The organism is Brevibacterium samyangense (genome assembly GCF_039529845.1).
In the GTDB taxonomy this organism is placed as follows: domain Bacteria; phylum Actinomycetota; class Actinomycetes; order Actinomycetales; family Brevibacteriaceae; genus Brevibacterium; species Brevibacterium samyangense.
Genome location: NZ_BAAANO010000027.1, coordinates 1 through 11,641, shown reverse-complemented (window position 1 = coordinate 11,641; position 11,641 = coordinate 1). Strand labels below are relative to the sequence as shown.

Genomic DNA, 11,641 nt, shown 5'->3' with positions numbered 1-11,641 from the left:
CTACCATTCCCTCCATGGCTGTACGACGGAGGATCGACCCGGAGACCGGCAGGAACGCGCTCGACCGCTGGAAGGACGCGCGAGCCGTGGGAGCTGCTCCCGTCGACCGCACGACGCTCGCGACCGCGGTCCGGTTCACGCTCGAGGAACTTGCGGCCCGTCACGAGGGCAACTCCGTCGAGGTGCGGGTCCCGCCGTTCGGCGTCACCCAGTGCATCCCGGGGCCCCGGCACACCCGCGGAACCCCACCGAACGTCATCGAGACCGATCCGGAGACCTGGCTCTCGCTCGTCACCGGCTCCCTCTCCTTCGCCGAGGCGACGGCCTCCGCCGCCGTCACCGCCTCCGGTACCCGCGCCGACCTGACCGAGGAGCTTCCGCTCTTCGGGTGAGGGGCCGCCCCGCTCGATCACGGCGTAAGCGACGCCACCCCGACGCCTGAGCCGGGTGTGGAGGGCTCCCCACTAGACTGGACGGGCGCCTCGTGCGCTCCGTACGTCATCGAACGCCGTCACCGCTGGGGGAACGTCCATGCCCGAGAAGATCGCCGAACCCGTCGAGGTCGTCGTCCGTCGCAGCCCCCGCTACTCCGTCTTCATCGGGCTCGGCGCTGCGCTCGGAGGCCTCGTCGGTCTCTTCTTCGCGCTCCGTCCGCCGGCGGAACCCGTCGCCGGCACCGAGTACGCCCGTGGTTCCGCCGTCTGGCTCATCGTCGTGCTCCTCGCCGTCGGATTCGGGTTCCTGGGCGCGATCGTCGCGCTCGTCCTCGACCGGGTCGCGACGAAGCGGGCCCGCAGCTACACCGTCTCCGGCGAGTACACCGGCTACGACGTCGTGAACCCGGAAGCGCTGGGCGGGGAGGCGGCCACTGCCGAGGCGCCCGCCGAGGACGAGATGTCGTCCCTCGAGGAGCCGCCGAGCGCCTCGGGCCCGGCAACGGATCCCGGCGACGGGGAGCGCGCAGCGGGGCCGGAGGGCCCGGAGAAGGACTCCTGACCGCGGAAGATATTCCGGAACCCGAACGATGGCCGATGTGATCCGGCCTACACCCCCGTGAACGGCGCGTTCGTGCCCGGTTCCTTGTGGGAGAATGTTCCCCGTGGCACGCGCTGATGGTCTTCTCACACACGAAATCGACCCCACCGATCGCAAACCGCAGGACCAGTGCGGTGTGTTCGGCATCTGGGCTCCCGGCGAGGACGTGGCGAAACTCGTCTACTTCGGCCTCTACGCCCTCCAGCACCGCGGTCAGGAGTCCGCCGGGATCGCGACGAGCAACGGCGAGCAGATCCTCGTCTACCGCGACATGGGACTCGTGTCCCAGGTGTTCGACGAGCGCGATCTCGAAACGCTTCCGGGCCACCTCGCGATCGGTCACACCCGGTACTCGACGACGGGTTCGCCCATGTGGGAGAACGCGCAGCCGACCCTCGGCCCGACCCCGTGGGGCACCGTGGCACTCGCCCACAACGGCAACCTCACGAACTTCGAGGAACTCGAGGCGATGGCGGACGCCCGCCGCCCCGCGCACGACCACGTGGTCCGTACCCACACGAAGAAGACCGGCCGGACCCGCCCGTACCGCGATTCGACGAACGACACCTCGCTCGTCACCGAACTCTTCGCCTCCGCCGAGGGCAAGGACCTCACCGAGGCCGCCCTCGAGATGTTCCCCAAGCTCGTCGGTGCCTTCAGCTTCGTCTTCATGGACGAGACCACCCTCTACGCCGCGCGCGACCCCCACGGGGTGCGTCCGCTCGCGCTCGGTCGCCTCGAGCACGGCTGGGTCGTCGCCTCCGAGACCGCGGCCCTCGACATCGTCGGCGCGTCCTTCGTCCGTGAGGTCGAACCCGGTGAGCTCATCGCCATCGACGAGGACGGCCTGCGTTCGTACCGGTTCGCGGAGCCGAAGCCGGCCCGCTGCGTGTTCGAGTACGTGTACCTCGCGCGTCCGGACTCCGTCATCAACGGCAAGCTCGTCCACGCCTCCCGCGCGGAGATGGGCCGTGTCCTCGCCCGTGAACACCCGGTCGAGGCCGACATGGTGATGGCGACCCCGGAATCCGGCACCCCCGCCGCCGTCGGGTACGCGGAGGAGTCCGGGATCCCGTTCGGCCAGGGCCTCATGAAGAACGCCTACGTCGGTCGGACCTTCATCCAGCCCTCGCAGACCCTCCGCCAGCAGGGCATCCGCCTCAAGCTCAACCCGCTCAAGGAGAACATCGCCGGCAAGCGCATCGTCGTCGTCGACGACTCGATCGTGCGCGGCAACACCCAGCGCGCCCTCGTGCGGATGCTCCGGGAGGCCGGGGCGAAGGAGATCCACATCCGGATCTCCTCCCCGCCGGTGAAGTGGCCGTGCTTCTACGGCATCGACTTCGCGACCCGCGCCGAACTCATCGCGAACGGTCTCACCACCGACGAGATCTGCCAGTCCCTCGGCGCGGACTCCCTCGGGTACATCTCCGTCGACGGCATGATCGCCGCGACGACGCAGGAACCGAAGGAACTGTGCACGGCCTGCTTCACGGGTACCTACCCGATCACCGTGCCGAGCGACGCCGCGACCGCTCTCGAGAGGAGCTGCTGACCGTGACCGAGACCCAGGGCATCGAGAATCCGGGAACCACCTACGCCTCTGCCGGCGTCGACGTGGAGGCCGGTGACAAGGCCGTCGAACTCATGAAGGCAGCCGTCTCCGCGACCCACACGAAGAACGTCTTCGGCGGGGTCGGCGGCTTCGCCGGGCTGTTCGACGTCTCCTTCCTCAAGGACTACCGGCAGCCGCTCCTCGCGACCTCCACCGACGGTGTCGGGACGAAGGTCGCGATCGCGCAGGCTCTCGACATCCACGACACCATCGGATACGACCTCGTCGGCATGGTCGTCGACGACATCGTCGTCGCCGGGGCGAAGCCGCTCTTCATGACCGACTACATCGCCTGCGGTCGGGTCGTCCCCGAGCGCATCGCGGACATCGTCCGCGGCATCGCCGAGGCGTGCGCCTCCGCCGGTGTCGCCCTCGTCGGTGGCGAGACCGCCGAGCACCCGGGCCTCCTCGGGCTCGACGAGTACGACGTCGCGGGTGCCGCCACGGGCGTCGTCGACGCCGACATGCTCCTCGGTGCCGACAAGGTCCGCGCCGGTGACGTGCTCGTCGCCCTCCCGTCCTCGGGTCTCCACTCGAACGGCTACTCCCTCGTGCGCCGCATCATCGCGGACGCCGGCTGGAGCCTCGACCGCGAGGTGCCCGAGTTCGGCCGGACCCTCGGCGAGGAGATCCTCACCCCGACCACCGTCTACACCGGTCCGCTCCTCGACCTCCTCGAGAAGCGCCCGGGCGCGGTCCACTCGATGTCCCACGTGACCGGCGGTGGCCTCTCGGCGAACATCGCCCGCGTCCTCCCGCAGGGCACGATCGCGACGATGCGCCGCTCCACCTGGGAGATCCCCGCGGTCTTCTCCGTGCTCGGCGACCTCGGTGGTGTGCCGCGGGCGGATCGTGAACGCACGTGGAACCTCGGTGTCGGCATGGTGCTCGTCGTCGACGGCGCCTCGGTCGATGCCGTGGTGAACGCCGTCGAGGGCGCCTGGGTCCTCGGTGAGGTCTCCGCGAACGACGGTGCCCACGCCTCGGACGAGTACTACGTCCAGGGCGCGAAAGGCGTCGACGGCGGCGCCGCCATCCTGCTCGACTGAGCACCCACCTCGACCGAGCCCCTGTGCGCGGCAGAAGGCCCCGACTCCTCGTGGGAGTCGGGGCCTTCTGCATGAGGCTCGAGTTGTCCGAGCGGGAAGTGCTCGGTGCACTCGGTCGGATCAGGAGCGGTCGTCGTCCTCGTCGTCGTCGAAGTCCGCGTACTTGTCGGCGTATTCCGAGTAGTCGGGTTCGTCGTCGAAGGGATCCGAAGAGGAACCGTGGTGGGAGTCCCCACCGCCGAGCTCCTTCTGGAGTGCACCCAAGTCGGTGTCCGGGCTGTAGTACTTGAGCTTCCGGGCTACCTTGATCTGCTTTGCCTTAGCGCGGCCGCGACCCACAGGCGTGACCCCCTCCATTGTCGTCCCGGGGCGGGGGCGGATAATGCCGGTTCCGTTCCCCTATTCAGGGCCCCGGGTGCTGTCTCAACTAATCGTACGAGAATCCTACCGTGCCCACGGGGACCGCGCCATTCCGCGGACGCTGATGTGGACACGCTCCCGAGACGCTGTCGGCCGCAGGAACCGGGAGCTGCGCGGGGCCTGTTCCGGGTCCTGTTCCCACCCGCATCCCGCTTAACCACCCGGGCCCGGGGAAGGCGCCGTGTCCGGCCCGCCGAGTAGGCTGGAGGGCATGTCCTACACGCGGAGTTACGAGATCCGACTGCGAGTCTTCGAACCGCTCGTCGTGCACCCGGAGTACACGGGTTTCCCCGTCGGTGACAACCGTGAGCGGATCGAGGAACTCGTCGCCGCGGACGCGGATGCGCGCCTCATCAGTCTGCCTCCGGACCCGGTCGCGGACTCCTACCGCGGTACCCCGATCTTCCTCACGTCCGACGAGGGAGGCGACGGATTCACGCGGGTGAGCCCCGTCCAGGACGACATCCGGTCGTGGCATGCGCTCGACGCCCTCGAGGAGGTGTCCTCGAAGAGCGAACTCGACATGATCGTGCCGAAGGCGGCGCGTCGGCGTGCCGCAGCACTCCGTGTCGAGTGGATGCAGGACGATCCCGACACCCGGGTGTTCACCCGGACGAGCTCCTGGGACGTGTCACCCGTGTGGTGGCTCGCGATCGACCCGGACGAGGATGAGGTCATCGAGGCGGAGGACGAGCACGGCAACCCCCGCGTCTTCATCCGCACCCCGATCCTCACCGCCTCGGCCCGGATGGAGTGGGCCTTCGACGTGGCGAAGGAGAAGTCGCGCCTCGTGAGTGTCGTCGAGAGTGCCGAGAGCTTCACGACCTGGCTCGACTCCTTCGACATGAACTCGGTCCTCGAACTCGACCTCGGCGGGATGTCCGAGGTGTTGTGGCCGGACACCGGGTCCGAACTCGTGCACGAATGGATCGACGCGCTCGACCAGGACGACACCGAGGCCGCGATCCGCGCGTTCAACATGTACACCCGCAAGTGGGAACAGCTCATGCTGTACTCCCGCGCGAGCTGACACCGGTCCGTCCGGCTCATGGGGTACCGCACGCCCCGCGGTGAACGCACCGCGGAGATCGAGATCAAACGTTCCCGGTTCATCGCCCGGATCGCACACGTGGAGACGGAGGCCGAGGCGCGCGCCGTCATCGAGGAGGAACGTTCCCTCCACCCGAAGGCCCGGCACCACTGCAGTGCCTTCGTGCTCGATCCGGACTCCCGCACCCAAAGGTTCAGCGACGACGGGGAGCCGTCCGGCACGGCCGGCGCCCCGATCCTCGAAGTGCTCACGGGGCACGGACTCACCTACGTCGTCGCGGTCGTGACCCGGTACTTCGGGGGCACGCTCCTCGGTGCCGGTGGGCTCGTGAGGGCGTACGGGGGAGCGGTGTCCGAGGCGCTCGACGGGCTGCCGGTGGAGGAACGCGAACTGCGCACCCCGATCGTCGTCGACCTCGACTACGCGAAGGCGTCCGCCGTGACGCTCGCGGCCGAGCAGCAGGGGTGGCGGATCACGGACAGCGAGTACGGGGCTTCGGTGCGGCACACACTCGCCGTGCCACCGGAGGAGGTCGAGCGGGCGCTCGCGGTACTCGCGGATCTCTCCGCGGGGGCGGCCGAACCCGAGGTGGGGGCGGCCGGGTACTTCTGAGGCACCTCGGCGGCGGATGGGTCGGGGGGTGCCGCGGTACCGAGGCGGGGCCGGGATTCCCGCCCGCCCGGCCCGGCCCGGGTCAGTCCAGGGTGGCGATCTTCGCGAACTGCGCGTTCGTCGTCATCGCGAGGTCGCGGGGGTGGATCTCGATCTCGAGACCGCGGCGGCCGGCGGAGACGAAGATCGTGTCGTGGTCCTGCGCGGACTGGTCGATGACGACGGGTGCCGAGCGACGCTGCCCCAAGGGGCTCACGCCACCGGTGACGTAGCCGGTGCGACGTTCGGCCTCCGCGACGCCGGCGAGCTGGGCCTTCTTCGCACTGCGGGCTCCGGCGAGGGCCTTGAGGTCGAGCTGTCCGGTGACGGGAACGAGCGCGTTCACCGGTTCACCGTCGACGAGGATGTAGAGGGTCTTGAAAACGCGATGCGAATCGACCCCGAGTTTCTCCGCGGCTTCGGTTCCGTAGCGGCGGGTCGTCTGGTCGTGATCGAACTCGTGCACCGAGTACTCGACTCCGGCCAGGTTGAGGACGCGGAGCGCCGGCGTGGCGGCCGCGTGGGAGCGAACTGCTATCGACACTGTGCCTCCTGCCCTGAGGGGGCCGGGACCCGAGCTCGTCCTTCGGGAGCGTCGGAACCGGCGATCCAGGGCGGATTCTCGATTTCCGTTTGGGTTATCGGTCACCCTAGAGGATGCCCGTTGACCGGGCCAAACCCCGTGGAGCGCCTGCGGGAACGTGGCTCGGAGCAGCCCCGGTCCCGATGCGGCGCCCCGAGGCGGCCCTCGGGTGACCATCCGGCAAACGGTTCCGATCCACGAACTATTCCCGCGCCCGAGGTGCGGTGGAGCCGGGTGCCGCGTGGCGCCTCGGCGGGACGGTGCTCATGGTGAGGGCAGGTCGTGGGGACGGTCGGGCGGCTCAGCCCCAGCCGAGTTCGTGGAGGCGGGCGTCGTCGATGCCGTAGTGATGGGCGATCTCGTGGACGATCGTCACGAGGATCTCCTCCCGCAGGTGGTCCTCGTCCTCGGAGAACGCCACGAGGTTGTTCTTGAAGAGGAAGATGGTGTCCGGCGGGACGAACCCCCAGGAGCCGTCGCGCTCGGTGAGCGGAATGCCGTCGTACACGCCGAGGAGGTCGGGCTCCTCCGGCGGTGGGTCGTCGGCGACGAAGAGGACGACGTTGTTCATGTGGTCGACGACGCCCTCGGGGAGATCCTCCATCGCCTCGTCGACGAGCTGGTCGAAGCGGGCGTCGTCGATGTACTCCATATGCGGATTCTACGAGGGCGGTGGCCCGCGTTGACCGGGTGCTCACCGGCTGCTCACCTGCGGCTGACCGGCTGCTCACCTGCGGTGACGCACATCACCAGGGGGAACGATCCTTTCGCTTTGCAATGCCCGAAAGTGGTGCGCTAAGCTATTCGAGGTTCGCACGCCGGTGACGGCGGGAAGAACTGGGCCCCCATCGTCTAGTGGCCTAGGACACCGCCCTTTCACGGCGGCGACACGGGTTCGAATCCCGTTGGGGGTACGAACCCGGCCGGAACGGTTCACCGGATCAGTTGGGGGATCCGCAGAAGTGGGAGAACCACGGAAGCGGAAGAACTGAATATTGGCCTCGTGGCGCAGTTGGTTAGCGCGCCGCCCTGTCACGGCGGAGGTCGCGGGTTCGAGTCCCGTCGAGGTCGCGGAAACACTCCTGGCGAGTGATTCCCATCAGGCTCTGTAGCTCAGTTGGTAGAGCGTTCGACTGAAAATCGAAAGGTCACCGGATCGACGCCGGTCGGAGCCACGTAGCGGCTATTACACCGTTACTGAACCCTCATGAGGCTTCTACTCATGGGGGTTCTTTTATTTTTCCTGGTCAGACGCCGGTTCTGCGTCGCTCTAGCGTCGTCTTGCGCCGCCCCGCCGTCATCCTGCTCGAAGTCGCAGGATCTATCGTGGTCCTTACAAGCCGAGCCCGCCGCGACCTTGGGCCATTTCCGCGGCCCGTGCTGTAGTCAGCGCTTTCGAACGGGTTGCTGAACGAGTCGGCAAGGTTCGGGCTCGCAGACGAGCGCCGCGACTTCTTTGCGCCGTTCGTCGTGCTGCTCTTCTTGGTGTTCTTCTTCGACTTCGGCTTGTCGGGCTCGAAGAGCTCGTCGAGCACCGACCCGGCCCGCCGAGCGGCACCCTCGCGTGCGCGTGAATATCGTTCGGTGACTTGCAGGCTGGAATGCCCGAGTACGGCTTGCACGTCAGGTGCAGAGGCTCCTGCGTCGAAGAGGATCGTGGCGAAGGTGTGCCGGAGATCGTGCACCCGCAGGTCGGGGCGGCGAAGTTCTTGCTTGATTTTCTCCCAATAGACAGCGCGGCGGAAGTTACGTGCGGTGAGTCCGCCACCGTTCTGTCCAGCCCACAACAGGTCATCTGGTTCCTTACCCTCGACCGCCTCGATGACAAAGGGAAGGAGTTGATTCGTAATCGGGGCTTCCCTCTCCTTATGGCTCTTGGGGCTTTGTTCGACCAGTTCGCCGTTCTTGCCGGGGGAGAAGCTGCGGCTGATGCGGAGAATGTTCTGGTCCAGGTCGGCATCGCGCACCCGCTGCGCGGTTGCCTCACCCGCACGCATCCCTGTGAACACGAGCGCTGCCGCGTAACGCCGGTACACTCCCGCGGGGATGAGTTCGAGCAGTCTCCTGATCTGCTGCACAGTAAGTGCCCGCGAGGTCGGGGAAGTGGAGGTGTCCTGGCTCGGGCGCTTCACTTCTCGTGCCGGGTTGTAGTCGATGATCCTCGCCCGGCGTGCACCGTCGAACAGGCGGCTGAGCACCGCGAGCGAATCGACCTTGATCGACGGAGATCCCGCCCATGACACCATCGCAGACTCGATGAGTGGCGAGGTGATCTCTTCGAGTTTCTTATCGCCGAGGGTCGGCTGCACCCGCTTGCGCCACGACACGTCGTACCCGTGCGCGGTTCCGACGCGTACCGACGCGGCGACGGCAGGCCAATAGCGCTCGTGCCACTGGGTGAGCGTCATGCCGGCGTTCGGATTGCGGCCAGCAATCTCTTTCGCCAGTTCCCGTTTCGCCTCGGCGAGCGTGAGGAACATGCGCGAGCGGTGCTGCTTGTTCCCCGTCAGATCGGTGACCGTGACGCGAATCTGATAGCGGTTGCGATCTGCCCGCCAACGTATCCCCTCGGGCAGCGGCCGACCTGTCTTCGGGTCGATGCGCCACGGGGAGGTATTCGATGGTCGGCCAGCCATCAGCGTCTTGTTCCGCCGACCTCAAGGAACTCATCGATCGTGTCTGCCCTCCAGAGCTTGTGTTTGCCGACCTGGGCATCAGGTTCGGGGATCAACCCCTCGCGGCGCAGCTTGTCGAACGTCGGCAGCGGTACCCGGCATCGGGCGGCGGCCTCGGCGCGCGTGAGGTAGTCCGTCTGGGTCGTCGCCTCGGTCATGCCCTTTCCTCTCATCGGGGGGGGGGAACCGCAGCCCCGCAGTATCGAGTTCGCGCATATTCGCCGCCGACAGCATGCCCGCGTCAGCGACGACGACCATTTCCGCAATGCGATGGCGTTCCTGGAACTGTTTCACGATCGGCAGGAAGGTGTGGGTCTCGGCTTTGTTCCCTTCGAAGCACCCGATCTCCAGGGGGAACCCGTTCCGGTCGACGAGGAGACCGATGACGATCTGCGGGTCGACGCGGCGTTCTTTGGAGTATCCGACCTTCCGCAGCCCGTCTTCTTTCTCTGCTTCGAAGTACAGGGTTGTCACGTCGTACAGGACCAGGGAGATATCACCGTGCGTCGTCGAGTACTCGAAGCACTTCGTGGCGATGTCGTCCCGGTATCCCTGGTTCCCGCACCGGCGCAGGGCAGCGTGGAATGTGTTCCGGTGTACCGGGGAGATGCCGATCTCTTCGAGTACCCGTCTGGAGTCACTCATCGAGGTCGGTTCGATCAGGCGGGCAGCGACGAGTTGGAAGAACGTTTCGTCCCCGGCCGTGTCGAAACCCAGGGATACCCACGCGGAGCGAAGAACATCCAGTAACAGCCGGGATCGTTTGGACTGGATGAGAGCCTGGCGGGGATCGTCGGGAAGTCCGAGGTCGAGTACGCCCTGGCCGGCGTGGAGCTTCTCCTGGCCCCGTTTCCACAGTGCAGCGAGCTCGGCATCCGTGTGGGCGGATCCGAGGTGCTCGAGGACGACGTCGCGTCTGTTCTCGCGTTTGGCGATCTGCACAGCGGTCGCACCGGACGCTGTCTTCACCTTTCGCAGGAACACCTTGGATTTAGTGTGTCACTTCAGCGCACCACGGCCCGCTGACCTGGAACGATGCTCGGCGAATCAGCTCAACCCCGAAAACCTGTGCAAGTCAGGTTGGAGGATGAGAGGCTCTTCGCAGTTGAGGGTGTAGTCGGGGGTGGGCGGCTGGTTCGTGGATAGACGTCGAGGTCTTCCAAGATGGAAGTTCCTACACTGCCCATCCGCCGGAAGACCTCGACTTGCACCACGCTACCTTCGCCGCGCCCGACCTGACCACGTTCTGCCGTCTCGACGAGCTCGGCCTCGAGGCCGTTGGGCAGCGTCTCGAGCCAGATCGGGCGGTGATCGAGTGCCGCGTCGTCGAGGACGACCCGTGGTGTCGGAGGTGCGGCGCCGAGGGCGCGCCACGGGACACGGTGACGCGCCCGCTGGCGCATGAACCGTTCGGGCACCGGCCGACGACGCTGCTAATCCGGGTGCGCCGCTACCGGTGCGTGTCCTGCCGCCGCACCTGGCGGCAGGACACGTCGAAGGCGGCCGCGCCCCGGGCGAAGATCTCCCGCGGCGGGATCGGGTGGGCACTCACTGCGATCGTGGTCGACCACCTCACCGTCTCGCGCGCCGCCGCCGGTCTCGGGGTGTCGTGGCACACCGCGAACACCGCGATCCTCGTCGAAGGCAAGCGGCGCCTCATCGACAACCCGGCCCGGTTCGACGGGGTCACCACGATCGGCGTCGACGAGCACGTCTGGCGACACACCCGATTCGGCGACAAGTACGTCACCGTGATCATCGACCTCACGCCCGCCCGCGAGAAGACCGGCCCCGCGCGCTTGCTGGACATGATCGAAGGCCGCTCCAAGTCCGTCTTCAAGCAATGGCTCGCGGGCCGCCCGAAGCAGTGGCGCGACGGGATCGAGGTGGTCGCGATGGACGGGTTCAGCGGGTTCAAGACCGCCGCCGCGGAAGAGCTCCCCGACGCGGTTGCGGTGATGGACCCATTCCATGTCGTCCGTCTCGCTGGCGACGCACTGGATGCCTGCCGGCGCCGGGTCCAGCAGGACACCACCGGGCACCGCGGGATGAAGGGCGACCCGCTCTACAAGGCCCGCCGCACCCTCCACACCGGCGCGAGCCTGCTCACCGACAAGCAGCGGGCACGCCTGGACGCGGTGTTCGCGAGCGAGGAGCATGTCGAGGTCGAGGCGACCTGGGGCATCTACCAGCGCATCGTCGCCGCCTACCGGGAACCCGACAAGAAGAAGGCCAGGCAGGCCATGCAGGCGGTGATCGCCACGATCACCACCGGGGTTCCCGCGGCGCTCGTGGAGATCCGCAAGCTCGGCCGCACCATGAAGCAACGCGCCGCCGACATCCTCGCGTTCTTCGACCGGCCCGGCACCAGCAACGGCCCGACCGAGGCGATCAACGGACGCCTCGAACACCTCCGCGGCTCCGCGCTCGGCTTCCGCAACCTCACCCACTACATCGCCAGGTCGCTGCTCGAAGCCGGAGGGTTCAGACCTCACCTACACCCTTGATTCCGAAGAGCCGAGAATCTCTTCGTCTTGATCCCCGTTCCTGCCGATGTGACCA

General features: G+C 67.4%; 11 protein-coding genes, 3 tRNA genes and 1 pseudogene. 10 read left to right on the top strand and 5 right to left on the bottom strand.

Going from position 1 to position 11,641, the window contains the following annotated elements:
- Positions 1–14: 14 nt before the first annotated feature.
- The 4 genes from ABD172_RS12965 (at position 15) to purM (ending at position 3,699) form a co-directional block, all read left to right on the top strand.
- A complete protein-coding gene (locus ABD172_RS12965) occupies positions 15–392 on the top strand; it encodes a sterol carrier family protein (RefSeq protein WP_344310263.1) in 378 nt (125 codons plus the stop codon).
- 139 nt (positions 393–531) lie between these two features.
- Positions 532–996 (top strand): hypothetical protein, encoded by a 465-nt coding sequence (locus ABD172_RS12960; protein ID WP_344310261.1) that lies wholly within the window; start codon positions 532–534, stop codon positions 994–996.
- A gap of 103 nt (positions 997–1,099) precedes the next feature.
- Positions 1,100–2,590 (top strand): amidophosphoribosyltransferase, encoded by a 1,491-nt coding sequence (purF, locus tag ABD172_RS12955; protein WP_344310260.1) that lies wholly within the window; start codon positions 1,100–1,102, stop codon positions 2,588–2,590.
- 2 nt (positions 2,591–2,592) lie between these two features.
- A complete protein-coding gene (gene purM / locus ABD172_RS12950; protein WP_344310258.1) occupies positions 2,593–3,699 on the top strand; it encodes a phosphoribosylformylglycinamidine cyclo-ligase in 1,107 nt (368 codons plus the stop codon).
- A 120-nt stretch (positions 3,700–3,819) separates the two neighbouring features.
- On the opposite strand, the gene ABD172_RS12945 is transcribed toward purM, so the two are convergent.
- A complete protein-coding gene (locus tag ABD172_RS12945) occupies positions 3,820–4,038 on the bottom strand; it encodes a DUF3073 domain-containing protein (protein WP_344310309.1) in 219 nt (72 codons plus the stop codon).
- Between the two features lie 292 nt (positions 4,039–4,330).
- Here ABD172_RS12945 and ABD172_RS12940 point away from each other — a divergent pair, with 292 nt between their 5' ends.
- Positions 4,331–5,149, top strand: a complete 819-nt coding sequence (locus tag ABD172_RS12940; protein ID WP_344310257.1) for a DUF8083 family protein — start codon at positions 4,331–4,333, stop codon at positions 5,147–5,149.
- An 18-nt stretch (positions 5,150–5,167) separates the two neighbouring features.
- Positions 5,168–5,782: a YigZ family protein gene (locus ABD172_RS12935; RefSeq protein WP_344310255.1), complete on the top strand. Its 615-nt coding sequence runs from the start codon at positions 5,168–5,170 to the stop codon at positions 5,780–5,782.
- An 82-nt stretch (positions 5,783–5,864) separates the two neighbouring features.
- Here ABD172_RS12935 and ybaK read toward each other — a convergent pair whose 3' ends face one another.
- Together ybaK and ABD172_RS12925 are read right to left on the bottom strand one after the other, a co-directional pair.
- A complete protein-coding gene (gene ybaK, locus ABD172_RS12930) occupies positions 5,865–6,359 on the bottom strand; it encodes a Cys-tRNA(Pro) deacylase (RefSeq protein WP_425546691.1) in 495 nt (164 codons plus the stop codon).
- A 346-nt stretch (positions 6,360–6,705) separates the two neighbouring features.
- Positions 6,706–7,056 (bottom strand): metallopeptidase family protein, encoded by a 351-nt coding sequence (locus ABD172_RS12925; RefSeq protein WP_344310251.1) that lies wholly within the window; start codon positions 7,054–7,056, stop codon positions 6,706–6,708.
- A 189-nt stretch (positions 7,057–7,245) separates the two neighbouring features.
- Here ABD172_RS12925 and ABD172_RS12920 point away from each other — a divergent pair.
- The 3 genes from ABD172_RS12920 to ABD172_RS12910 all read left to right on the top strand — a co-directional run bounded on the left by ABD172_RS12920 (position 7,246) and on the right by ABD172_RS12910 (position 7,579).
- Positions 7,246–7,318, top strand: a tRNA-Glu gene (locus tag ABD172_RS12920).
- An 83-nt stretch (positions 7,319–7,401) separates the two neighbouring features.
- Positions 7,402–7,475 (top strand) — tRNA-Asp (locus ABD172_RS12915).
- Between the two features lie 31 nt (positions 7,476–7,506).
- Positions 7,507–7,579 (top strand) — tRNA-Phe (locus tag ABD172_RS12910).
- A gap of 72 nt (positions 7,580–7,651) precedes the next feature.
- Here ABD172_RS12910 and ABD172_RS12905 read toward each other — a convergent pair.
- Both ABD172_RS12905 and ABD172_RS12900 read right to left on the bottom strand, forming a co-directional pair.
- On the bottom strand, positions 7,652–9,040 hold the full coding sequence (locus ABD172_RS12905) for a tyrosine-type recombinase/integrase (protein ID WP_344310250.1): 1,389 nt from the start codon (positions 9,038–9,040) through the stop codon (positions 7,652–7,654).
- A gap of 222 nt (positions 9,041–9,262) precedes the next feature.
- Positions 9,263–10,063: pseudogene (locus tag ABD172_RS12900) on the bottom strand (IS1634 family transposase); the annotation flags it as partial.
- A 221-nt stretch (positions 10,064–10,284) separates the two neighbouring features.
- On the opposite strand from ABD172_RS12900, the gene ABD172_RS12895 reads away from it, so the two are divergent.
- The gene (locus ABD172_RS12895) at positions 10,285–11,586 is read left to right on the top strand and encodes an ISL3-like element ISAar42 family transposase (RefSeq protein ID WP_344310246.1); all 1,302 of its coding nucleotides are present in this window, start codon (positions 10,285–10,287) and stop codon (positions 11,584–11,586) included.
- The last annotated feature ends 55 nt before the right edge of the window (positions 11,587–11,641 follow it).

Excerpts from the sequence above, each read along its gene's own strand:
- ABD172_RS12965 (WP_344310263.1), top strand. The coding sequence starts at position 15 with ATGGCTGTACGACGGAGGATCGACCCGGAGACCGGCAGGAACGCGCTC.
- ABD172_RS12960 (WP_344310261.1), top strand. The coding sequence starts at position 532 with ATGCCCGAGAAGATCGCCGAACCCGTCGAGGTCGTCGTCCGTCGCAGC.
- ABD172_RS12940 (WP_344310257.1), top strand. The coding sequence starts at position 4,331 with ATGTCCTACACGCGGAGTTACGAGATCCGACTGCGAGTCTTCGAACCG.
- ABD172_RS12935 (WP_344310255.1), top strand. The coding sequence starts at position 5,168 with ATGGGGTACCGCACGCCCCGCGGTGAACGCACCGCGGAGATCGAGATC.
- ABD172_RS12925 (WP_344310251.1), bottom strand. The coding sequence starts at position 7,056 with ATGGAGTACATCGACGACGCCCGCTTCGACCAGCTCGTCGACGAGGCG.
- ABD172_RS12905 (WP_344310250.1), bottom strand. The coding sequence starts at position 9,040 with ATGGCTGGCCGACCATCGAATACCTCCCCGTGGCGCATCGACCCGAAG.